Consider the following 22,130-nt stretch of genomic DNA (forward strand, 5'->3'; position numbering starts at 1 on the left):
AGCTCGCCAGCCGACCCCTCTGGGCGTCACCCCTTCGCCGGGCCGGGAACGACCACGGCCGCCGACCCCTGCGGCGGGGATCGGCGGCCGTGTGCGCGGCGCGGTGGAGACGGGTCAGTAGGCGCCCTGCCCGCCCATCACCGCGCGGAAGGTCTTCCAGAGGATCACCAGGTCCAGGGCGAGCGACCAGTCCTCGACGTAGCGCAGGTCGAGCCGGATGCTCTCCGCCCACGTGAGGTCGCTGCGCCCGCTGACCTGCCACAGCCCGGTCAGGCCCGGCTTCACCAGCAGCCGGCGCCGGGCGTCCGGCGCGTACTGCGCGGTCTCCTCGGGTAGCGGCGGCCGCGGGCCGACGAGCGACATCTTCCCCGACACGACGTTGAACAGCTGCGGCACCTCGTCGAGCGAATACCGGCGCAGGAAACCACCCACCCGGGTGATACGCGGGTCGCGCTTCATCTTGAAGAGCGGGCCTGCGCCTTCGTTGTCCGCCGCCAGGGTCTGCTTGATCGCGTCGGCGTTGGTGACCATCGTGCGGAACTTGAACATGGTGAACGTGGCGCCGTCGCGGCCGACGCGGCGCTGGCGGTAGATCACCGGGCCGCGGTCGTTCAGCTTGATCGCGACGGCGATCGCCAGCAGCAGCGGGGAAAGCAGCGTCAGCAGCAGCGCCGAGCCGAAGCGGTCGACGATCTCCTTCACCACCCGGCGGCCGCCGGTGAACATCGGCGCGGTGACGCGCAGCAGCGGCATGCCGAGCACGCCGGTGACGTTGAGCCGGGGGCCGGCGACCTCCATCAGCACGGGCGCCACGACCATCTCCGCGCCGGTGCCCTCCATGTCCCAGGCCAGCCGCTGCAGCCGCTTCGGCGTCCAGTACTGGTCGGCGGTGATCGCCACGACCCGGTAGCCGCCGCGCCGCACGTGCCGGGACAGCTCCTCCAGCCTGCCGACGACCGGGACGCCGTCGATCTCGCCGCTGTCGCGGTCGGCGCCGTGCCCGGTGAACGTGCAGGCCGCCTCGACGCGCCAGCCGACGTGCACCTCGGACCGCGTGCGCGCGACCAGGTCGGCGACGGTCTCCGGGCTGCCCGCCGCCATCACCGGCAGCAGGCACAGTCCCTTGGCGCGCTTGCGGTGCAGCACCTGGCGCAGCAGGTACCGCTGCGGGAAGGCGACGAGCGCGATGGCCGGGACGACGACGAACACCCAGACCTGCACCTCGAGCGCGCCGAACAGCAGGCCGCCCAGTGCGACGAGAACGGCCGCGGTGATGAAGCCGCGGCCGAGGGTCCGGTACTCCTCCGCGCCTTCGCCGAGCACCCGCGGGCTCCACGCCCGGCTGGCCGGGAGGGAGACGAACACCGCGAGCATCGTGCCGAAGGCGTGCATGTCGTGCGGGGCAACGCGATCGATGACGAACGCGCTGATCGCGATCACCAGCAGCGTGATGAAGACGTCGCTGCCGATGACCCAGGCTCTGTATCGGGCTTCCCAGGCCGCCGGCAACGCCTTGGGGGACGGCGTTCCCGCCGGTTCGCCCACCGGGTGCTCGTCCCGCTTGACGGGACGGGGAATGGCCTGGAGGTCGATGTGCGGCGGTGGCTGGCTCACCGTGTACGAAGGCCGCACCGACTCTTCCATCTGACCTCCCGGGACAACGATCGGGTTGATCTCGCAGGCACGCAGCGTCACCGTTTGTGATTCCGGAGAGTCACCACAACTCGGTCCTCGCGCAGCGCCCGCAGAGGCTTCACACGGCAAGGTATCGGCGACTCTCTCGGCATCGTTACAAGGATTTCCAGCCACATGCCGGCCGTCTTCCCCGCCAGAAAATGGCCACAAGATAACAAGATGATGACGATGCGTAATAGGGCGTATCCCCGGAAAAACCACGGAATGTAACCAAAGAGTGCCCTACCCGCACTCGGGTGGACCAAGCTCGGCCAAACGGCCGAACGGAGGTCCGGAGATCTACTGTGGACACTGCGGGACCGGGGTGGTCCACAGTGGACCTGAACGGCTCGCGGCGCCCGTCGCGGGGTCGTCGGCCGGACGGGTCGTGACGTTCGTCGCCACGTCGTCACGCGCCCGGGTTTCCGTCACAGGTTCACCCGTCCCGGGCGGACCAGTGCGCTCCGGGCGCCGTCGGGGATCCGGGTGCCCACCGGTCACGCGGCGGCGGTCCGGCCGTCCGGGACCGGCGTCGAGTGCCGAGGATCACATGCGGACCTCCCGCGGGGCACCGTTCGACAGAAGACCGCCGCGGCGGCAGGTTTCGGAAGCAGGTTCAGCGGGCACCGGCGGCCCGGGCGCGAACTGCTCTCACCAGCTCATACGGATGATCCGAACGGATCGTTCACTCCGGTTCGGCCCGACCGGGAGGCTTTGGGCGAATGCGGGCTCGACCTGGGGGTCCGGCCCCGGCCGACACAAAGCGAGAGCCCCGTTCGCGCTTTCGGCGAACAGGGCTCTCGACTCTCGCGTGGGCGATACTGGGATCGAACCAGTGACCTCTTCGGTGTGAACGAAGCGCTCTCCCGCTGAGCTAATCGCCCCCCACGCGGTGTTGTGAAGAACTCTAGCGTACGACTTCAGGACGCCTGCAAACGGGTGGTCCTGGCCGACCACACTCCGCTTACCGGCGAGTACGGAACGAACAACCCCGAGCTAGCCGGGGTTGTGGCGACCGGGGGCCGCCTGACGCCACGTTCGACATCCGTGCGACGGTGCTATCGCCTGGCGACTAAACCGCGCAGTATGGACGCGTGGGCCCCACGGGGCGCGCCGGTCAGCTGCGCGCCGTGGGTGATCACGGGCGACAGACGGGGGCCGATGAGCCCGGACGGGTGATCTGCGGCGCACCCGCGACGGAATCGGCCTCCTGATGCGTCCTAGTGGTGATGCCCTCGGCCGGGCCGGGCCGGGAAGGGAGACGAAGGGTAGGACGATGCGCAACGATCACGTGACGCTCCGCTCGACGGCGGTCTTCGACCTGCTGGCGCCGCGGACTCCCGCGGTTCCGGTCAAGGTGGAGCTGCGCTACGACACACGCGACCCGTACGCGGTTGTCGCCGCCTTCCGCACCGGCCGCGCCGGCTGGGTCGAGTGGGTGTACGCACGTGACCTCCTCGCGGACGGCCTCCTGGCCGACGCGGGCGACGGCGACGTTCGCATCCGGCCCTCCGTCGAAGACCCCGAGTCCGTGCTGATCGAGCTGAACTCGCCGTCCGGGCACGCCATGTTCGAGGCGTCCGCCCAGGAGCTGGCCGACTTCCTCGACCGCACGTACGACGTCGTCCTCCCGGGCAACGAGCACCTGTGGGTCGACGTCGACGACGCGCTCACCCACCTCATCCCCCACGATTTGGCCTGATGACGGGCACGCAACGGCGGAGTGACACCCCGGTGTCACCGCCGTTTTCGGGGTCCGATATGGTTTTCACACACCACGGCGACGGGGAACAACCTCCCGGAGCTGAGGAGTGCGGATGTAGCGCAGCTGGTAGCGCATCACCTTGCCAAGGTGAGGGTCGCGGGTTCGAATCCCGTCATCCGCTCGGTAGGCTCTCGAGGCCTGGCACGGTGGAGTGGCCGAGAGGCGAGGCAACGGCCTGCAAAGCCGTGTACACGGGTTCGAATCCCGTCTCCACCTCGCGCGATTAGCTCAGCGGGAGAGCGCTTCCCTGACACGGAAGAGGTCACTGGTTCAATCCCAGTATCGCGCACCACCTGAAACTGCAGGTCTGAAGCCCTGTCCCTCCTCGGAGGGGCAGGGCTTCAGTCGTTCAGCTGGCGATGGGACCCGCGCCGGGTTCCCGGTAGCAGTCCATCAGCTCCTCGTACAGCACCGCGATCCCCGGTGGCAGCGCCACGAACCGAGTTCCTGCAGGCGGTTTGGTCCGCCCCTTCTTCGGCCGGGTGTTCCCGCGGCGGGTCGCGGACGGTTCTTGCCGTCCGCGTGATGATCATCGATCTTCCGGCCTCCTTTGTAGACCTTCCCGCCAACCTCCTTCACCGGTGTCCGGATCTCGATCCCGCGTTTCTCGGAGTCGTGCTCGTGCCGCCGCTGTCCGACAAGTTCACCCCATCGGGCGCCGGTGTAGACGGCCATCAGGCACAGCACGAACCCGGCCTCCCCCGGCCCCATCTCGTAGAGGCGCAACGCCCGAGTACTCGACCTGCTGAGGCAGGTCGGGGTGAACCGGTTCACCTGCTTCCCGGTCGGCTCGGCGAAGCAGCTCGTCTGTGCCCGGCCGGGCTTGAGCGCGATGCCTGCGCTCGAGTGCTGGATGCACCCTGGCGACCAGTATCGCCGCCCGGACCGCCCTACTGGCCTAACACCGAGCACGACTCAGTGTCCGGCTCCACGGGATCTTGGAATTCCGCTTGTCCGACGACGGCGACGTCGCCCGTAGCGCGTTCTTCCGCGACGAGCAGCTCAACGCCACGCTGGACAGCCACAGCAAACACCCCGACCGGCCAAGCGGGCGAAGCCACCGACTGTTACCAGCTCTTTACCCGTTCGGTCGATTGCTGACGATTGATCGACCGACAAATATTTCCGGCAGTCGACAATTGCCAGTGAGGAGCCGATGTGGAGCCGGCGTTAGGGCTCGACCCGGGCACGGCCGATCTTGTCCGTCCATACTTCCGCACCCATGGCCGTACGCGGCCCACGCGTACGCTCCCCGTCGAAACGCTCATTGCGGCAACCGAGCGAGGCCGTACTCCGGAGCACGCCTGCTCCCGCGAAGAGGCCGCGATCTGCCTCCTGTGCCGCTCGTCGCAATCGGTCGCGGAAATCGCCGCGTATCGACGAATTCCCCTGGGCGTCGCACGGGTCCTGGTGTCCGACCTCGCCGATCGTGGTCTGGTAGTCGTCCAAGACACGCAGCTGGCCCCCGGCGATCGTCCCAGCATCGACTTCATGCAGCGGGTTCTTCGTGGTCTTCACGCAATGACGTAACCACTATCGCCGCAACACCGCAGCCGGACGAGGTGTGCGGCGTGGCCGCGTTGAAGGCGGCGCTACGGCGTTATCGGCAGCCTTATCGCGGCACACGGGCTACGCCGGGCGGTCCGCCGTCCTGTCCGTTGGACCGGGGCGGCAAGGGTGCCGGGTTACCTCCCGCGGGCCGACCCAGCCGCGGCTCCTCGAGCACATCGACAACCAGGTGCACCATCGCCGGGGTCTCACGGTCGCAGACCGGAACGATTGACCGCCCGGTGATGATCATCGCTCGGCCATCCTCCTTTGTAGACCACGCTTCTCGCGAGTCGTACTCGTGCCGCAGAAGCGGAGCCGATTCTGCTTATCTGGTCCCCCACCGCACGATTTGGCGTTCCCCGTTGAAGAACGGCCTCACCTACGAGCTGCCCTTCGTCCGGATCGCGGGTCCGGGCTCGGCCGGGCTCGCGGCCTGATCGGCAAGTGCACTGTGGACACTCCGGCGGCGGTCCGGGAATCCTGGCCGGCCTGCATCGCGCGGATGCCTCCGCGGTGGCGTCGATGACATCCTCCCTCCGGAATTTCCCGACGCTCGAAAGGCTGACCACGGATCTCTGTCTTCGCGGTGCACCCGGCGGATCGCACGGGATCGGGCTCGCGGTCGCCCGGACTCTTGGCGGAGGGGCGCTGGCCGCCCGCGACCGTCAACGGCTGGACGCAGCCGCCGCCAGCCCTACGGCGAGGTGCTCGCCATCCGGACCGACACGACCGACGCGTCCGTACGCGCCATGGTCGACGGGGCAGCCCGACCTCGCTCGATCCGGATCCGGCCGAGCGGTCAAGCTCCGCACCCCCGAACTGAAGACCGCCACCAGCGGCCCGGGGTGTCACACCGCCGGGCGGGGATTCCCGGCCGACGTTGTTCCGCGGGGGCGCGGGGATCACGTAGTGTGCAACCGCCCACGCACGGCTCTTCGAACAGGAGACGACATGCAGTTCGCAAACGAAGAACGACAAGAGCCGCGGCGGGTGAAGGTCCTCGACCGTGAAGATACCGGCTTGGTTGTCGACGAGGGCAAAAGCTTCGGCTCCGGCAACGCCCACGTTTACTGCGTCGGCGTCCATTTCCCCGCCACCGGGGAAGTGAGGTTCTACGACAAGAGCAAGGTCACGACGGTCTGACGCCACTGCGATGCCGGCCGAGGAGCGAGCAGGCTGCGGGAGCGTGTCGTCTGGCGCCCCCGTCCCCGGGCAAGCAGGCTCACCTGAACACGGCGGCGAGCCGGACCGGCCTTCGAAGGGACAAAGCGTGCAGATCCAGATCAGCACGGACAAGAACGTCCACGGCAGCGAAGAACTGATCCAGCGGCTCGAGGCCGAACTCCAGTCGACGCTGTCGCGGTTCAGCGGCCACATCACACGCCTGGAAGTCCACCTGAGTGACGAGGTCTCGACGGGTGCGGCGAGCGTGGACCGGCGGTGCGTGATCGAGGCACGCCCGGAAGGCAGGCCGACGGTCGCGGTCACCCACCACGCGGGCTCGGTGGACGAGGCTTGCCACGGCGCCATCCGCAAGCTCGAAAGCGTGCTCGAGACCCAGTCCGGGCGGGCGGACCACCGCAAGGGCGGGGAGTCCATCCGGCACATGACAGAAGACGGGCCGAGATGAGGAGTCCCGGTTCGCGGCCGGGATCTTCGTGGCGCTCCGAGGTTGACCACGGATACTCGTTCACCACGGAGAAACTCCGGTCGCGTCGAGGAAGGTGCCGGTGGGATCCGCCGCGGTGAACCGCGCGGCCCGGACGATCGGCGCGGCGCCCGCCTCGACGGGCTGCACCCCGGGGAGCCAGTTCATGCCGGTGGCCGTGGGCAGCACCCCGCTCGGCGCCAGCGCGGGCCCCCCCGCCGCAGGTGCAGCACCACGGCGCCGGCCATCACCAGAGCCAGGCCGGTCGCGGCGAACGGGACCAGAACCGGCGCGACCCCGGCCGACGGCGCCCAGGATCTCCAGCACGCCGATCGCGTGCGGCGCCCAGCGCGGCGCGTTCTCGGCCCAAGGCTGCGCCGCGACGTACTTCTCGCGCGGCTGAACGAGCTTGAAGACGCCGGAGAAGAGGAAGCCGGCGGCCGGGTGGTGTCGGGCGCGTTCGCCGGACGCCACCAGCTCCGTCGCCGCGCTGCCCGGTGGCCCCGGGGCTACCTGGTGTTGATGGCCGTCGTCTCGAGGCCGCCCGCTCCCAGCTCGCGCTCGCCCGGCAGCTCACGCTCAACAAGACCGTGAGGACCTACCTCCTCGACGACCTCGAAGCCGAAGGCCTGCTGACCCGGCCCGGGAGCGGCTGGGCAGGGCGGAGGCACAGCCGCTGGCCGATCTGGACCCCGCCGAAGAACAGCAGCTGCGGACGTTGCTGGAGCGCGTCGCCCGGACCGCTCATCGAGACGAGAACGGTGCCGACGACTGCCGGCTCGAGGACTGAAGGCACTCGCGTCTTTCACCCCGGTGATGGTTGCGGCGACGCCGTGACGAGTGCTAAATCGGATTTGGCACTCTTCTCCGTTGAGTGCTAACGGGCTGGAGGGGTGCCGGTCCGGTGCCGACGTGCGTGTTCGGATGTGGAGGACGGCCACGATGGCGAAGATGATCGCGTTCGACGAGGACGCCCGCCGCGGTCTCGAGCGCGGCATGAACAGCCTCGCCGACACGGTGAAGGTCACGCTGGGCCCGCGGGGCCGCAACGTGGTGCTGGAGAAGAAGTGGGGTGCGCCCACGATCACCAACGACGGGGTCTCCATCGCCAAGGAGATCGAGCTCGAAGACCCGTGGGAGAAGATCGGGGCGGAGCTGGTCAAGGAGGTCGCCAAGAAGACCGACGACGTCGCCGGCGACGGCACGACGACCGCGACCGTGCTGGCCCAGGCGCTGGTCCGGGAGGGCCTGCGCAACGTCGCGGCGGGCGCGAACCCCATCGCGCTCAAGCGCGGGATCGAGAAGGCCACCGACGTGGTGGCCGAGCAGGTGCTGAAGTCGGCGGTCGAGCTGCAGAACAAGGACCAGATCGCGGCGACCGCGTCGATCTCGGCCGCCGACCGCACCATCGGTGAGCTGATCGCCGAAGCGATGGACAGGGTCGGCCGCGACGGCGTGATCACCGTCGAGGAGAGCAACACCTTCGGGATGGAGCTGGAGCTCACCGAGGGCATGCGCTTCGACAAGGGCTACATCTCCGGTTACTTCGTGACCGACCCGGAGCGTCAGGAAGCCGAGCTGGAAGACCCGTACGTGCTGCTGCACCAGGGAAAGATCTCCGGCGTGAAGGACGTGCTGCCGCTGCTGGAGAAGGTCATCCAGTCCGGCAAGCCGCTGCTGATCATCGCCGAGGACGTCGAGGGCGAGGCGCTGGCCACCCTGATCGTCAACAAGATGCGCGGCACCTTCAAGTCCGTCGCCGTCAAGGCGCCGGGCTTCGGTGACCGCCGCAAGGCGATCCTGCAGGACATCGCGATCCTGACCGGTGGCCAGGTCATCTCCGAGGACGTCGGCCTCAAGCTGGAGAACGCGGACCTGTCCCTGCTGGGCAAGGCCCGCAAGGCCGTCATCACCAAGGACGAGACGACCATCGTCGAGGGTGCGGGCGACGCCGACCAGATCCAGGGTCGCGTCAACCAGATCCGCGCCGAGATCGAGAACTCGGACTCGGACTACGACCGCGAGAAGCTGCAGGAGCGGCTCGCGAAGCTGGCCGGCGGCGTGGCCGTCATCAAGGCTGGCGCCGCGACCGAGGTCGAGCTCAAGGAGCGCAAGCACCGCATCGAGGACGCGGTGCGCAACGCGAAGGCCGCCGTGGAAGAGGGCATCGTCGCCGGTGGTGGCGTGGCCCTGATCCAGGCCGCCCGTGAGGCGCTCGACGGGCTCGGCCTGTCCGGGGACGAAGCGCTCGGCGCGAACATCGTCAAGGTGGCCGTCGAGGCCCCGCTCAAGCAGATCGCGATCAACGCCGGCCTCGAGGGCGGCGTCGTCGCCGACAAGGTGAAGAGCCTCCCCGCCGGCCACGGCCTCAACGCCCTGACCGGGACCTACGAAGACCTCGTCGCGGCCGGCGTCATCGACCCGGCGAAGGTCACCCGCTCCGCGCTGCAGAACGCCGCTTCCATCGCGGCGCTGTTCCTGACCACCGAAGCCGTCGTCGCGGACAAGCCCGAGGACAAGAACCCGGCGCCCGCCAGCGACATGGACTTCTGACGACGATCCCCGCCGCTCCTGACGAACGGAGGAAACCCATGGGGCTGAACAAAGTCTGGATCCGCACCCTCAGCGACGGCCTCCTGCGCGCCGACCAGGTTGTCGGCCTGACCTCGCACGCCACGCCGTCGCTTCCCGGCAAGACGTCGCGGTGGCTGCTGGACGCCACCGTCGCCCTCCCCGCGGGCAGCGGCACGGGCGGGAGTGGCTGGGACATCGGCATCCTCCACCGCACGCTCGCCCAGACCCCGGCCGAACCGGTCGGGGCGCCGGAAGAGCTCGCCCGGCTCCTCGCCCGCCTGGACCGGCCGGACACCGCGGGCATCATCACGCCGTCACCGGCCGCGGGAAGCATCCGGTTCACCTTTGCCTCGTTCGCCGACGAGGCCGACGTCGCGGGGAGCGACACTCCGGCACGGCAAGACGTTCTGGTCGGCTGACGAAGCGGCGGCCCGTACGGAAGACAGCGGTCCGGGCCCTTCGGCCTGGGCCGCTGTTTGTCTCACCGCGCCGCCATCCCCGTTCGGTGACGCACGGGACGCGGTGCTGTCGACGCTCGGGGTGCCGGCGGGAAAGGACCGATCCATCGTGGCGTTCCGGGTGGAGATCGGGCTGTGCCCTCCCTTGCTCAGTCGGCGAGGGCCTCGTACGCCGGGCGGAGGAGTTCCGCGACTTCTTCGCCGTCCGCCGTGATGGTGAATGGTGGGGCCTGGGCCAGCACTGCGTCGAACGGTGTTCGCGGCGTGTGTAATGGCGGCGCGCCGTTCAGGCCGGGGGCTGGGCCGCAGTCGAAGAACGTGTTCATTACTTCGGTCAGGGCCGGGGAACTGTCGTCGGGATCGAACGGCTCGGCGGCGATGAGGCGGTTCTTCAGCTCCTCGAGCAGCGCTTCACGGTCTCTCCCCCGCAGAGCCAAAATGGTGAACGGATCCTCGCCGACCCGCGCCACGAGCGCGGTAAACACGGCGTTCAGGTGGCCGCACGGCACTTCGTCGGCCGGGCAGGTGCAGTCCAGGGACACCTCCCGCGCCGACGACGGGAACAACGGCAGCCGGACCGCTTTGAAGGTCTCTTCGACGTCGCGGGGCAGCTCGCCGCTGAGCAGCAGGACCGTGGTCGACGCCTTCGCCGCGAGCGCATGGGTGATCGCCGCCCAGTCCGTCTTTCCGAACGCCGTCAGGCCGATTCTCACCTGGTAAAGGCGGCTGTCCTGTACCGAGGCGTCGACACGCCCGGCACCGACCTCCAGGGACACGACACTCCCCTGGCCCTTCGCGGGCAGGAGGACGCCGATCGCCGTCGACGCGCGGATGAACCGGGTCGGCCACCACGGGAGTGGCTCAGTCATCGATCGCCTCCTCCCCCAGGGCGAGCACCCCGCGCAGCGCGTCCGTGGACAGTTCGGTGAGCCAGCTTTCGCCCTCGCCGACGACCATTCCCGCGAGCGCGCGCTTCTTGGTGATCAGGGTGTCGATGCGTTCCTCGATGGTGCCCGGGCAGACGAACTTCCGGACCTGGACGGTGCGCCCCTGCCCGATCCGGAACGCCCGGTCGGTGGCCTGGTTCTCCACGGCCGGGTTCCACCAGCGGTCCAGGTGCAGGACCTGGCTGGCGGCCGTCAGCGTGAGCCCGGAGCCGCCCGCCTTGAGCGACAGCAGGAGGATCCGCGGCCCGTCGCCGGACTGGAAGCGTTCCACGATCGCGTCCCGCGCCCCTTTGGCCAGGCCGCCGTGCAGGAACGCGACTTCGGCGCCGAGCCGGTCCGAGAGATGGGGAACGAGCAGGTGGCCGAATTCGGTGTACTGCGTGAAGCACAGCACCCGATCCCCCGACGCCAGGATTTCCGCCAGGATCTCTTCGAGGCGGATGACTTTTCCGGAGCGGCGCCCGATCGGGGAACCGTCGTGCAGCAGGTGCGCGGGGTGGTTGCAGACCTGCTTGAGCTTCGTGATCGCGGCGAGGATGTTGCCACGGCGTTTGATGCCGTGGCTGTTCTCGATCTTCTTCATCATCTCGTCGACGATCGCGCTGTACAGCGTGCCCTGTTCGCGAGTGAGCCGGTATTCCTGCCGGATTTCGATCTTTTCCGGCAGCTCGGGCACGATCGCGGGGTCGGTCTTCACCCGGCGCAGCAGGTACGGCTGCGTGAGCCGGCGGAGAGCGGCAGCCGTGGCGGTGTCGCCGCTGCGCTCGATCGGGGCCGCGAACCGCTGCCGGAACTCGAACCGGCCGCCGAGCAGCCCGGGGTTGAGCAGGTCCAGCACCGACCACAGGTCCGCCAGCCGGTTTTCCACCGGGGTGCCGGTCAGCGCGAGCCGGTGCCCGGCCGTGAACCGCCGCACCGCCTTGGCCGTCGCGGTGTCGGCGTTCTTGATGGCGTGGGCCTCGTCGAGCACCAGACGCCGCCAGGTGAACGTCTCGAGCTCGTCGGCGTCCCGGGCGGCGGTCGCGTAGGTCGTGACGACGAGGTCGGCCGCGGCGACCCGCTCGGCGAGCGCGTCCCCGTGCGCGCGGGCGCTGCCGTGGTGGGCGTGGACGCGCAGGCCCGGGGCGAAGGTCGCCGCCTCCCGCTGCCACATGCCGACCAGCGACATCGGGCACAGCACCAACGTCGGCCGGCTGTCGTCGTCCGCCCGCTCGACGGCCTCGAGCGCCAGCGTCTGGACGGTCTTGCCGAGGCCCATGTCGTCGGCCAGGCACGCACCGAGGCCCAGCGCCGACATGAACGCCAGCCAGGCGACCCCCCGCTGCTGGTAGGGGCGCAGCGTGGCCCGGAACGACGGCGGCAACGCGACCGGCTGCAGCGCCTGGTGGACCCGCCCGGCCAGGACGTCCCCGACCCAGCCCTCGGCGCTGACGTCGGTGACCGGGAGCGGCGTCTCCCGCGCGAGGTGGACGAGCTCCAGCAGCTCGGCCGCGCTGGGGCGGTGGGTCTGCCGGTGCGGGTCGCGGCGCAGGAACTCGAGACCGGCGCGGAGCCGGTCGGCGTCGACGCTGATCCACCGGCCCCGCAGCCGCACCAGCGGCGTCTTCGCCGCCACGAGCCTGGCCAGCTCCTCTTCGCCGATCTCGTCGTCGCCGACCGCGACCGACCAGCGGAACGCGGCCAGCTCGTCGCGGCCGACCCGGCTGCGGGCGACGACCTGCTCGGCGGGCGTGCTGCGGACGGACAGGCGGAGCCCGAGCCGGCGCCTGCCGTCCCAGGTGGCAGGCAGCTGCACTTCGAATCCGGCTTCGACCAGCCGGGTGGCGCCCGCGGTGAGGAACCGTTCGGCTTCCTCGACGGTCAGGTCGTACTCGGACGGCTGGGTCCGGCGCAACGCCGGCGCCAGCATCGGTTCCACCAGCGCGGCCCGGCCCAGTTCGGCGACGAACAGCCCCTTCGGATCCCGGACCAGCCCGGTCGCCTCGCCCGACCAGATCTGCCCCGCCGACAGCAGCAGGCTCGGATCGGCCGTCGCCCGCAGGAGGAACTGCAGCTGCCACTTGGTGCCGTCACCGGTCTGGTCGTCGGGGTCGTCCTCGGCCGGCCGACGCAGGGTGCCGGCCTCGGCCAGCCGGAAACACGCCCGGCCGTCGACGACGTCGGTGTCGGCGACCTCGTCCCACTTCGCGACGGCGTCGGCGAGGACGCCGAGTTCGCTCAGCGGCAGCTCGACGCGGGGGTCGCCGTCCTGCAGGGCGGACAGCCACACCCCGGCCGCGCCCCGGCCCCCGCGCAGGTCGACGGGCGGATCCGCCCGCGCCAGCCGGTCCCGGACCGCCGCGTCGACCAGGGTGTGCAGGGCATCGGTGACGAGCACGCGCGGCGAGGCCCCGGTGAGCGGCGCGAGCTGCTCGGCCCGCCCGACCGGCGGCATGGCCGCGACCAGGGCGTCGAACGCGACGAAATCCACGCCCTGCAGCACCGGGCGCCAGCGGGCCTCCGCCGCGTCGCCCTGGCGGACCAGCGTCGGCAGCACCCGCCCGCGCCCCACCAGATCCGCGGCCAGCCGGGCCACCGCGCGCAGGTAGGCGACCGAAGAACCGTAGGACGCCGAGTCGTCGAGGTCGTCCAGCTCGGTCGCGTCCACGACCAGCGCCGGCACCGACCACGGCCGCAACGTCGGCGCCGAGCCACGCCGTCTGCCGCCCGCCGCGAACTCGGCGGAGGCGAGCGGCCGGTTCGCCCGCGACGGCAGCAGCAACGTCGCCGAGGTGGGCTTTCCGGGGTGCAGAGCGGTCAGCTTCGCGCTCGAGACCGCGAACGGATGCGGAAGCGCGATCCGCGCGGAACGGCTCGACGTGCCCGCCGGGCCCCGGTCGTGCTCCGCCCAGAGCAGCAGACCCCGGCCCGGGGACCACAGCGCGTGCACCGAGGGCAAGGTCGGGGGCTCCTTCGTCCGATCCGGGTTCCCCGCAGATCGTCGCACGTCGGAGGCAACGGTCACCGCCGAGACCCTCCCGTGAGGGGCGTGGTGGCGGGCCGCGCTCGATCGGGTGACTTCGGCGGGTAGAACACCCGCGTGCCGGGTATCCCTCCTGAACTTTCGGAAGGGAACCGTCATGGGACTTCTCATCGGTCTGCTCGTGATCTGGGCCGTGCTCGTCGTGCTCGGCATCGTGATCAAGGGGCTGTTCTGGCTGATCATCGTCGGCGCCGTGCTGTTCGTCGCGACCGGGGTGATCGGGTTCGTCAAACGCGAGGCACTGGGCCGCCGGCACTGACGGCGGCCGTGACCGTCCACAGTGGAGAACAGGCCGACGCCGGTTTCCCGGGTCCCGGCGGTTTCTCCGCCTCTGTCCGATTCGGACCAAAAGACCCCTTGGCGAAGATCGCGGTTCGGCCGGGACCGGGACCGGCCCGGGCGGGGGCCGGATAGCATGATCGGGTGACCAACCCGCTCGTTGCGCAGGCCCAGGACTCCACCAAGCCCTACACGGGTATTTCGCTGCTGGAGAGCGCGAACGACCTCAAGTCGGCCATCGAGAGCGGGGACTGGGCGTCGGTCGCCATGGGGGCGGTGGGCACCGCGCTGGATGCCCTGTCCATGGCGATGGACCCGTTCGGCGCGATCCTGGCCGCCGGGGTGGCGTGGCTGATGGAGCACGTCGGGCCGCTGAAGCAGGCGCTCGACGGCCTGACCGGCAACGCGGACGAGATCGCGGCCCAGTCCGAGACGTGGAAGAACATCGCGGGCGAGCTGCAGGCCGTGGGCACGGATCTGGGCGACATGGTGCGGACCGACCTGCAGTCGTGGACCGGGCCGGCGGCGGACGCGTACCGGCAGCGGACCCAGGACGCGGTGGCGTTGCTGGGCTCCGCCCAGAAGGGCTGCGAAGGCGCCTCGAGCGGCGTGAAGACCGCGGGTGAGGTCGTGGCCGCGGTGCGGGCCCTGGTGCGCGACATCATCGCCGAGCTGATCGGGCACCTGATCAGCTGGGCCCTGCAGGTCGTGTTCACCCTCGGCATCGGGCTCACCTGGGTGGTGCCGCAGGTGATCGGCGCGGTGGCGAAGACCGCCTCCAAGATCGCCGATCTGGTGAAGCGGCTGGTCACGGCGCTGAAGGCGCTGGTCCCGCTGCTGAAGCGCGCCGGGGACCTGTTCTCCGACGCCGCGAAGGCGCTGAAGAACCTCAAGACCGGCGGCAAGGTGTCCGCGCCGCCGAAGGTCGGCCCCATCGACGGCACGCCGAAGGCCCCGAAGCCCCACGGCGGTGACTCGACGACTCCGTCCGGTGACCACTCGCCGCCCCCGAAGGGTGGCGACTCCACCACGCCCTCCGGGGACCACACCCCGCCGAAGAGCGACCCACCGCCCAAGACGCCGGACAACGCGCCGAACCACACCCCGGGCAGCACGCCGCCGCCGGGCAAGGGCGCGTCGGACTCCACCACGACGTCGGGCGCGAAGGGCGGCATCCGGGACGGCAACGGCAACCCGCCGCACAACTCCACGCCCACCCGCGACCTGCCCGACTGCGGTGACCCGATCGACGTGGCGAGCGGGCGGATGTTCCTCCCCCAGACCGACGTCGAGCTGCGCGCCGCGCTCCCGCTGATCGTCTCGCGCACGCACCTGTCGGACTACCGCTGCGGCCGGTCGTTCGGCCCGACCTGGGCGTCCACCCTGGACCAGCGGCTGGAGATCGACGACGAGGGAGTCAGCTTCGCCGCCGAGGACGGCGCGCTGATGACCTACCCGCTGCCCGGCGCCACCGGCTCGGTGCTGCCCGAGTTCGGGCCGCGCTGGCCGCTGGCCCGCACCGCGGACGGCGGCTTCACCGTCACCATGCCCGAGCTGTCGCAGACCCTGCTCTTCGCGCCGACCGGCGGTCCGGAGCTGCCGGTGACCGCCGTGCTGCGCGGCTCCGGCCCCCGCATCGACTTCCACCGCGACGAAAACGGCGTCCTGCGGACCATCGGGCACTCCGGCGGGTACCTGCTCGCCGTCGAGTCCACCGGCGGCCTGGTCACCGGGCTCAGCCTGGCCGGCGGCGCCCGGCTGCCGGACGGCACCCCGGCCGGCCTCCCGCTGGTCCGCTACCGCTACGACGACGCCCGCCGCCTCGTCGAGGTGGTCAACTCCTCCGGCCGGCCGCTGCGCTTCGGCTACGACGCCGACGGGCGGATCACCTCCTGGGAGGACCGCAACGGCGTCTCCTACCGCTACCACTACGACCACGCCGGCCGCTGTGTCCGCACCGAAGGCGACGGCGGGTACCTCGACTACACCTTCGACTACGACACCGCCGCGCGCGTCACCCGCGCGACGAACTCGCTCGGCGCGGTCATCACCTACCACTTCACCGAGTGGGGGCAGGTCAGCCGCGAGGTCGACCCGCTCGGCCACGAGGTCCGCTACGAGTGGGACCGGCACCACCGGCTGCTGGCCCGCACCGACGAGCTCGGCGGCACCACGACCTACACCCACGACGAGGCGGGCGACCTGGTCGCGGTCGGTTACCCCGACGGCACCGGCGACTCCGCGCGGTACGACGAGCGGCACCGGCCCGTCCTCACCGTGGACGTCGACGGGGCGCGCACGACGCGGGAGTACGGCGAGCGCGGTGAGCTCGTCGCGTCGGTCGACCCGGCGGGCGCCCGCACGACCTACGGCTACGACGGCGCGGGGAACCTCGCCACGATCGTCGACCCGGCCGGCGGGCGGACCACCATCGTCTCCGACGCGCGGGGCCTGACCCAGTCGATCACCGGGCCCACCGGCGCGGTGCGGACGTTCGAGTACGACGCCTTCGGCCGCCTGGTCGCGGAAACCGGCCCGGCCGGGGAGACCACCCGCTACGCCTGGACCGTCGAAGGCCGTCCGCTGCGCATGACCCGCCCCGGCGGCGGCACCGAGCACTGGGCCTACGACGGCGAGGGCAACCTGCGCGAGCACCGGGACGCCACCGGTGCGCGGACGCTGCACGAGGTCGGGGGGTTCGACCTGCCGTCCGCGCGGATCGCGCCGGACGGCAGCCGGATGGAGTTCACGCACGACACCGAGCTGCGGCTCGTCTCGGTCCGCAACGAGCAGGGGCGCCGGTGGGAGTACACCCACGACGCGGCGGGGAACCTGGTCGAGGAGACCGACTTCGACGGGCGGGTGCTGCGCTACGGCTACGACGCGGCGGGGAACCTGACCAGCCGCACGAACGGCGCCGGCGAGACGCTCGAGTTCACCCGCGACGCGCTCGGCCGGGTGGTGGAGCAGCGCGCCGGCGCGGAGGTGACCCGCTGGACCTACGACGCGGCGGGCCGGCTCCTGCGCGCGGTCAACGCCGACGCCGACGTCACCTTCACCTACGACGCGCTCGGGCGGGTGCTGACCGAATCCTGCAACGGCCGCACCGTGCGGTCGGAGTACGACGTGCTCGGCAGGCGGACCCGGCGCACGCTGCCGTCGGGGCTGGTCAGCGAGTGGGCCTACGACGCGGCCGACGCGCCGGTCGGGTTGCGGGTCGGCGGGCAGATGATGAGCCTGCGCCGCGACGCGGCCGGCCGTGAGGTCCAGCGCGAATGGGGCGTCGCGGACCTGCGCCGGCACTGGGACTCCGCGGGCCGGCTCGCCGCGCAGACCGTGGCGGGCCCCGGCGGCGCACTGGTGCACCGGCGGGCCTACGACTACCGCGAAGACGGCCTGCTCGTCGCGACGCACGACGCCGCGGCCGGGACGCGGTCGTTCGAGCTCGACCCGGTGGGCCGGATCAGCGCGGTCACCGGCCCCGCGCACGCCGAGCGCTACAGCTACGACAGCACCGGCAACGTGACCGGCGTCCAGGCGGGCGCCGTCCCCGACGCGCTCGCCGGGCCCCGGACGTACGCGGGCACGCGGATCACCGGCGCCGGCGCCGCCCGCTACACCCACGACCGGCAGGGCAGGCTCGTCGAGCGCACCGCGCCCGGGCTCGACGGACGGCCGCAGGTCTGGCGCTTCACCTGGAACGCCGAGGACCGGCTCACCGGCGTCACGACACCCGACGGGCAGCGCTGGCGCTACCGCTACGACCCGCTGGGCAGGCGGGTCGCGAAGCAGCGGCTCGCGGCCGACGGCACGGTCGCCGAGCAGACCGACTTCACCTGGGACGGCGCGGCACTGGCCGAGGAGCACCGGCTGACCGCGACCCGGCAACGGCGGCTGCTGAGCTGGGACGTCGAGCCCGGCAGCGAGCTCCCGCTGGTGCAGATCGAGCGGCTGCTCGGCCCGGACGGCTTCCGGCAGGTGCTCGACCAGCAGTACTACGCGATCATCACCGACGTCGTCGGCACGCCGACGGAACTGGTGCGGCTCGACGGCGTGATCGCCCGCCAGCAGCCGCAGTCGATCTGGGGCCGGCCGCTGGCCACCACGCCGGACGTGACCCCGCTGCGGTTCCCCGGGCAGTACTTCGACGCCGAAACCGGGCTGCACTACAACTACCACCGCTACTACGACCCGGGCACCGCGCGCTACCTCAGCGTCGACCCGCTGGGCTTGGCCGGCGGGCCGAACCCGCAGGCGTACGTGGCCAACCCGCTGGCGTGGATCGACCCCTCGGGTCTCACGCCGTGCGCCGACGCCGCGTCCGGCTCCGGCGGCGGCAACCGAGGCGGCGGCGGTAACCGCGGTGGCGGCGGGAACAACCGCGGCAACGGCCGTGGCGGCAACGGCAACACCAGCGGGCCGAGCCGGCCACCGCGCACCGGCAACCGGCCACCCCCGCCGTACTACGACAACCCGCTGCCGACGACCCCGCACGCGACGGTGCCGCACACGCCGGACAACCCGAACGGCAGCCTTTTCCACTACACCAACGAAGCCGGCATGAACGGCATCATGGGCAGCGGCCACGTGCGGCCCTCGGCGTGGACCCACGGCACGCCCGACAACCCGCTGGTCGGCTCGCACGCCCGGTACGGATCGGGTGGCTACTTCACCAACATCGCGCCCGGGCAGCTGTCGCAGGAAGGGCTGTCCCAGGCGCTGGTGCTCAACCCGGGCTCCGGGGCGAGCTTCACGCACCACATCGAGGTCAGCCCGTCCGCGCTGGAGAGCCAGGGGTACACGATCTCGCAGTCCGACCACCGGCCGGACGTCTACGTGGTGCACCACAACGACCAGCCGACGAACCACCCGAACCCCCGGCCGGTCGAGATCGGCGACGCGCACGTCAGCCACGGCCCGAACCCGCCGGGGCCCCACCTCGGCAGCAGCATGGGCCAGGAAGACTGGGGCGACGCGGCCCGCCCGCGACCGCCGCGGCAACGCTGAACCGGAGACCCGACATGGACTACCTGCACGTGCGCTGGCGGCACGAGGCCGCCGACGCCCCGGTGGACATCTACAGCGAACTCGACGACGACCGCTGGGAGGTCCGCAAGGTCGAGGTCTTCCCCGACGGCACGCTGTACTACGCCGACGACTGGCGCTCGACCGGCCGCACCGGGCTCAGCGAGGTACCGCTCCCGTCGTTCGACGAGATCGCCGTTCAGGGTGCGCTGACCCCGGCCGTGATCGACGCGGCGGAGTTCGAACGCATGTGGACGCGCGCCACGGAGGGCTGACGGACACCCGGCCGGTACCCCGCGCGGGGCGTTACGGTGTTCCCGGGCGTCGTGAGCGTCCGCTCGACCGCCTGGGAGGTGCGATGGCAGCCGGTCCTCAGTGGGCACCGGTCGAGACGTTCGAGCCCGCCGGGCGGAAGCCCGGACCGCTCGAGCTCGCCGACGCGGCCGCGCGCGCGGCCGGTGTCGAGGCCCGGCGGCTGCGGACGCCGTCGGGGGAACGCGCGATCCTGCTGCCCGCCGAACGGCTGGCCGAGGGCCGCGAGCCGTTGTCCGCGACCGGTCTGTCCCCCGCCGTGCGGCAGGTGCTGTTCGTCGACCCCGTGGAGAGCGCGGTCGTCGCGGGGTTGCTCGACGTCGTCGGCGAGCCGCCGGCGGCCGTGCGGGTGGCCGTGCCCGAGGGCGCGGCCCCGGCGGGCCTGACCGCCGACGCGGGCCGGGTCGACGTCGGAACGGCGCCGGTGGATTCCTTTCCGCTGTTCCGGATCGCCGGCACCCGCCCGAGGATCACGCCGGGCCCCCGGGTGGGCGAGGGCCCGGACGTGATCGCGGAACGGGCGAAGTGGTTCGGCGACCGGCACGACGGCTGACTTCAGTCGACGGGCGACTGCCAGATGCTCCGGCCGTAGGTCGCGGCGGTCAGCGTGCGGTCGTGTTCGTGGTAGACGAGGTCGACGACCGTCACGTTCGGCAGCGTGCCGGTCAGGTTCGACCAGGTCGCGCCCTCGTCGTCGGACCGGAAGACGCCGGCGTCGCCGCAGACGTAGATCCGGCCCGGGTGGGCCGCGGGCAGGACCAGGGACAGCAGCGGCGCGTCCGGCAGGTCGCCGCGGTCGATGTCGGCCCAGGTCAGCCCGCCGTCCGCGGAGCGGAAGACGTGCCGGTTGCCGAAGTTGGCGACCGTCGCGCAGACCACGTCCGCGTTGTCGGCGCGGCTGGCCACCCGGGTGACGGTCCGGCCGGGCAGCACGGTGCTCGCCAGGTTTCCGCTCCACGTGGCGCCGCCGTCGGCGGTGCGGAACACGCCGCCGTTCTCGGTGCCGACGTAGACCCGCCTGCTGTCCGCCCGGGCGATGTCGATCGTGGTGATGTCGCTGCCGTCGAGCACCGGCGACACCGGGCTCCAGGTGTCGCCGTCGTCGGTGGTCCGCCACACCCGGTTCGAGCCGGTGAACAGCGTCGTGCCGGTGGCGGGATCCATCGCCACGAACACCATCCACGGCTTGACCGGGTCGTCCTCCGGCGGTGACACCCGCTTCCAGCCGTCGCTCGAGCGGTGCCGGAACACGAGCATGTGCTGCGCGGTGGTGAACAGGTGGTTCGCGTCGGCGCGGTCGATCACCACCCAGCCGCCGTCGCCGCCGGTGAGCTCGAAGTAGCCGTCGGCCGTGCCGTCGAGCGTGGCGAGGGTGCCGTTGTCCTGGGCCCCGCCGGCGATGAAGCCGCCGGTGTCCGCGGCCACCTCGAGGTCGTAGAACATGTTGGTGGCCAGCCCGTTGCTCCGGTTCTCCCAGGTGGTCCCGCCGTCCGCGCTGACGTCCATGCCACCGTCGTTGAGGTCGTAGACCAGGCCGGGCCGCCCGGCGGGCATGGCCAGCGCGTGGTGGTCGGCGTGCGCGTACTGCGCGGTGCCCCGTTCGGCGTTCCAGTGGGTCACCTGCTCCCACTTCCCGCCGGCGTCGGTCGTCCGGTGCAGGTCCACCCCGCCGCAGAGCACCCAGTCGGCGTTCTCCGGGTGGACGACGATCGTGTTGCCGTAGGACATCTGCCGCTCGTCCGCGAAGTGGGGGCCGCCGACGGCCTTCCACCCGTCGCCCAGGTTGTCGCTGCGGTACACGTCGAGCACCTTGCCGCCGCTTTCGACCAGGGCGTAGACCACCTGGGGATTCGACGGCGCCAGGGCGAGCGACGTGCGGCCGGCGAGGTCCGGGTCGGGCAGGCCGCCGGCCAGGTGCTGCCAGCTGCCCCCGCCGTCGCCGGACCGCCAGATCCCGTTGGGCGAGCCGTTCGCCGAGATCGTCACGAAGATCAGCCCCTGCTGCGCGGGGTGGAAACGCACGGCGTGGCACCAGTACGGCGCCGCGCCGACGAGCGGCTGACGCGTCCAGGTCAGGCCGCCGTCGGTCGAGGTGAACAGACCGGCGGCCTCGCCTCGGACGTGGCTGACGCCGCCGGCGACCAGGTGCCGGGAGTCGAACGGGTCGACGGCCAGCGCGCCGATTCGCCTCGGCAGGCCGGTGGTGTCCGACGGGGCGAGCAGCTGCCAGGTGTCCCCCGCGTCGAGGGACTGGAACACCCCGACGCCGGCGTGCGAGTCGGCCGACAGGTTCGCCTCCCCGGTTCCGCAGTACAGGACGTCGGGATTCCGCGCGTCGACGGCGAGCGAGCCGATGTTCAGCGACGGCTCGCCGTGCCACCGGGTCGACCAGGTCCTGCCGCCGTCGGAGCTGCGCCAGACGCCGCCGCCGGCCGCGCCCGCCCACAGCCGGTCCGGATCATGCGGGTGGCACACGACGCTGGTCATCCGGCCCCCGATGTCGGACGGCCCGACCGCCTTCCACTCGGTCGCCGCCTCCTCGGGCACCCGGGCTTCCGCCCGGGCGCGCACCAGCAGCTCGACCGGTGCCTCGCGCTGCGGCCAGGCTTCCCGCGCCTGGAACCAGGCGCTCCGGGCTTTGTGCGTGGTCACCGAATCGGGGGCGGTCGACGGGAAATCGCGTTTGCCCGGCCGGCCCGGATCCGACGCGACGGTAATTTTTTCACTGACCATGGTCCGGCCTGCCTTTCCCGCATCGACGCGGCGGTCAAGCTGTAAGTCGCCGAGAGTCCGGAAGCCGTAACAAGCGGCCGGTGGCCACCGTCGCGGTCACCGTGGTAGAACTAGAACGTGTTTCACTTCTGCCCGGCGCTGG

15 protein-coding genes, 4 tRNA genes and 1 pseudogene are annotated in these 22,130 nt (G+C 71.4%); 13 read left to right on the forward strand and 7 right to left on the reverse strand.

The features are described 5' to 3' along the window. Positions 1 to 114: 114 nt before the first annotated feature. Positions 115 to 1,644, reverse strand: a complete 1,530-nt coding sequence (locus ACH54P_RS07755) for a sugar transferase (protein ID WP_489911655.1) — start codon at positions 1,642 to 1,644, stop codon at positions 115 to 117. 842 nt (positions 1,645 to 2,486) lie between these two features. Then, positions 2,487 to 2,558 (reverse strand) — tRNA-Val (locus ACH54P_RS07760). Between the two features lie 392 nt (positions 2,559 to 2,950). Between ACH54P_RS07760 and ACH54P_RS07765 the strand changes: the two genes are divergently transcribed. The 7 genes from ACH54P_RS07765 to ACH54P_RS07795 all read left to right on the forward strand — a co-directional run bounded on the left by ACH54P_RS07765 (position 2,951) and on the right by ACH54P_RS07795 (position 6,620). Continuing rightward, positions 2,951 to 3,376: an SsgA family sporulation/cell division regulator gene (locus ACH54P_RS07765; protein WP_033293569.1), complete on the forward strand. Its 426-nt coding sequence runs from the start codon at positions 2,951 to 2,953 to the stop codon at positions 3,374 to 3,376. 111 nt (positions 3,377 to 3,487) lie between these two features. Continuing rightward, positions 3,488 to 3,560 (forward strand) — tRNA-Gly (locus ACH54P_RS07770). Positions 3,561 to 3,584: 24 nt separating this feature from the next. Further along, positions 3,585 to 3,655: transfer RNA gene (locus tag ACH54P_RS07775), tRNA-Cys, on the forward strand. Between the two features lies 1 nt (position 3,656). Next, positions 3,657 to 3,731, forward strand: a tRNA-Val gene (locus tag ACH54P_RS07780). An 866-nt stretch (positions 3,732 to 4,597) separates the two neighbouring features. Continuing rightward, positions 4,598 to 4,969 (forward strand): DUF742 domain-containing protein, encoded by a 372-nt coding sequence (locus tag ACH54P_RS07785; RefSeq protein ID WP_489911656.1) that lies wholly within the window; start codon positions 4,598 to 4,600, stop codon positions 4,967 to 4,969. Positions 4,970 to 5,941: 972 nt separating this feature from the next. After that, positions 5,942 to 6,133 (forward strand): hypothetical protein, encoded by a 192-nt coding sequence (locus ACH54P_RS07790; RefSeq protein WP_489911657.1) that lies wholly within the window; start codon positions 5,942 to 5,944, stop codon positions 6,131 to 6,133. A gap of 127 nt (positions 6,134 to 6,260) precedes the next feature. Continuing rightward, positions 6,261 to 6,620 (forward strand): HPF/RaiA family ribosome-associated protein, encoded by a 360-nt coding sequence (locus ACH54P_RS07795; RefSeq protein ID WP_489911658.1) that lies wholly within the window; start codon positions 6,261 to 6,263, stop codon positions 6,618 to 6,620. 60 nt (positions 6,621 to 6,680) lie between these two features. On the opposite strand, the gene ACH54P_RS07800 is transcribed toward ACH54P_RS07795, so the two are convergent. Both ACH54P_RS07800 and ACH54P_RS07805 read right to left on the reverse strand, forming a co-directional pair. Beyond that, complete coding sequence (locus tag ACH54P_RS07800; protein ID WP_489911659.1) at positions 6,681 to 6,806, reverse strand: hypothetical protein; 126 nt, start codon at positions 6,804 to 6,806, stop codon at positions 6,681 to 6,683. Further along, a pseudogene (locus tag ACH54P_RS07805) lies at positions 6,803 to 7,112 on the reverse strand (DoxX family protein). The gene ACH54P_RS07800 and the pseudogene ACH54P_RS07805 overlap by 4 nt, the downstream one beginning before the upstream one ends. A 468-nt stretch (positions 7,113 to 7,580) precedes the next feature. Between ACH54P_RS07805 and groL the strand changes: the two are divergent. Together groL and ACH54P_RS07815 are read left to right on the forward strand one after the other, a co-directional pair. After that, positions 7,581 to 9,191, forward strand: a complete 1,611-nt coding sequence (gene groL / locus ACH54P_RS07810) for a chaperonin GroEL (RefSeq protein WP_489911660.1) — start codon at positions 7,581 to 7,583, stop codon at positions 9,189 to 9,191. 38 nt (positions 9,192 to 9,229) lie between these two features. Continuing rightward, a complete protein-coding gene (locus ACH54P_RS07815) occupies positions 9,230 to 9,631 on the forward strand; it encodes a hypothetical protein (protein WP_489911662.1) in 402 nt (133 codons plus the stop codon). Positions 9,632 to 9,819: 188 nt separating this feature from the next. Here ACH54P_RS07815 and ACH54P_RS07820 read toward each other — a convergent pair whose 3' ends face one another. Together ACH54P_RS07820 and ACH54P_RS07825 are read right to left on the reverse strand one after the other, a co-directional pair. Further along, complete coding sequence (locus tag ACH54P_RS07820; protein ID WP_489911663.1) at positions 9,820 to 10,539, reverse strand: SWIM zinc finger family protein; 720 nt, start codon at positions 10,537 to 10,539, stop codon at positions 9,820 to 9,822. Then, a complete protein-coding gene (locus ACH54P_RS07825; RefSeq protein ID WP_489911664.1) occupies positions 10,532 to 13,555 on the reverse strand; it encodes a DEAD/DEAH box helicase in 3,024 nt (1,007 codons plus the stop codon). Before ACH54P_RS07825 ends, ACH54P_RS07820 begins: the two co-directional genes overlap by 8 nt. 181 nt (positions 13,556 to 13,736) lie before the next feature. Between ACH54P_RS07825 and ACH54P_RS07830 the strand changes: the two genes are divergently transcribed. From ACH54P_RS07830 to ACH54P_RS07845, 4 genes are all read left to right on the forward strand, one after another. Continuing rightward, positions 13,737 to 13,898: a hypothetical protein gene (locus ACH54P_RS07830; protein WP_489911665.1), complete on the forward strand. Its 162-nt coding sequence runs from the start codon at positions 13,737 to 13,739 to the stop codon at positions 13,896 to 13,898. A 164-nt stretch (positions 13,899 to 14,062) separates the two neighbouring features. Then, positions 14,063 to 18,925, forward strand: a complete 4,863-nt coding sequence (locus ACH54P_RS07835) for an RHS repeat-associated core domain-containing protein (RefSeq protein WP_489911666.1) — start codon at positions 14,063 to 14,065, stop codon at positions 18,923 to 18,925. 14 nt (positions 18,926 to 18,939) lie between these two features. Then, on the forward strand, positions 18,940 to 19,218 hold the full coding sequence (locus ACH54P_RS07840; RefSeq protein ID WP_489911667.1) for a DUF6881 domain-containing protein: 279 nt from the start codon (positions 18,940 to 18,942) through the stop codon (positions 19,216 to 19,218). Between the two features lie 83 nt (positions 19,219 to 19,301). Continuing rightward, positions 19,302 to 19,808, forward strand: coding sequence for a hypothetical protein (locus tag ACH54P_RS07845; RefSeq protein ID WP_489911668.1), 507 nt, complete (start codon positions 19,302 to 19,304; stop codon positions 19,806 to 19,808). Between the two features lie 2 nt (positions 19,809 to 19,810). On the opposite strand, the gene ACH54P_RS07850 is transcribed toward ACH54P_RS07845, so the two are convergent. Continuing rightward, a complete protein-coding gene (locus ACH54P_RS07850; RefSeq protein WP_489911669.1) occupies positions 19,811 to 21,907 on the reverse strand; it encodes a WD40/YVTN/BNR-like repeat-containing protein in 2,097 nt (698 codons plus the stop codon). Positions 21,908 to 22,130 lie beyond the last annotated feature (223 nt).

It is taken from the genome of Amycolatopsis sp. N2S4-7, from assembly GCF_058119595.1.

What these genes read in the sequence shown, in the direction of transcription:
- ACH54P_RS07845 (WP_489911668.1), top strand. Translation starts at nt 19,302, where the DNA reads ATGGCAGCCGGTCCTCAGTGGGCACCGGTCGAGACGTTCGAGCCCGCC.
- ACH54P_RS07800 (WP_489911659.1), bottom strand. Translation starts at nt 6,806, where the DNA reads ATGAACTGGCTCCCCGGGGTGCAGCCCGTCGAGGCGGGCGCCGCGCCG.
- ACH54P_RS07815 (WP_489911662.1), top strand. Translation starts at nt 9,230, where the DNA reads ATGGGGCTGAACAAAGTCTGGATCCGCACCCTCAGCGACGGCCTCCTG.
- groL (WP_489911660.1), top strand. Translation starts at nt 7,581, where the DNA reads ATGGCGAAGATGATCGCGTTCGACGAGGACGCCCGCCGCGGTCTCGAG.
- ACH54P_RS07755 (WP_489911655.1), bottom strand. Translation starts at nt 1,644, where the DNA reads ATGGAAGAGTCGGTGCGGCCTTCGTACACGGTGAGCCAGCCACCGCCG.
- ACH54P_RS07820 (WP_489911663.1), bottom strand. Translation starts at nt 10,539, where the DNA reads ATGACTGAGCCACTCCCGTGGTGGCCGACCCGGTTCATCCGCGCGTCG.
- ACH54P_RS07790 (WP_489911657.1), top strand. Translation starts at nt 5,942, where the DNA reads ATGCAGTTCGCAAACGAAGAACGACAAGAGCCGCGGCGGGTGAAGGTC.
- ACH54P_RS07830 (WP_489911665.1), top strand. Translation starts at nt 13,737, where the DNA reads ATGGGACTTCTCATCGGTCTGCTCGTGATCTGGGCCGTGCTCGTCGTG.
- ACH54P_RS07840 (WP_489911667.1), top strand. Translation starts at nt 18,940, where the DNA reads ATGGACTACCTGCACGTGCGCTGGCGGCACGAGGCCGCCGACGCCCCG.
- ACH54P_RS07765 (WP_033293569.1), top strand. Translation starts at nt 2,951, where the DNA reads ATGCGCAACGATCACGTGACGCTCCGCTCGACGGCGGTCTTCGACCTG.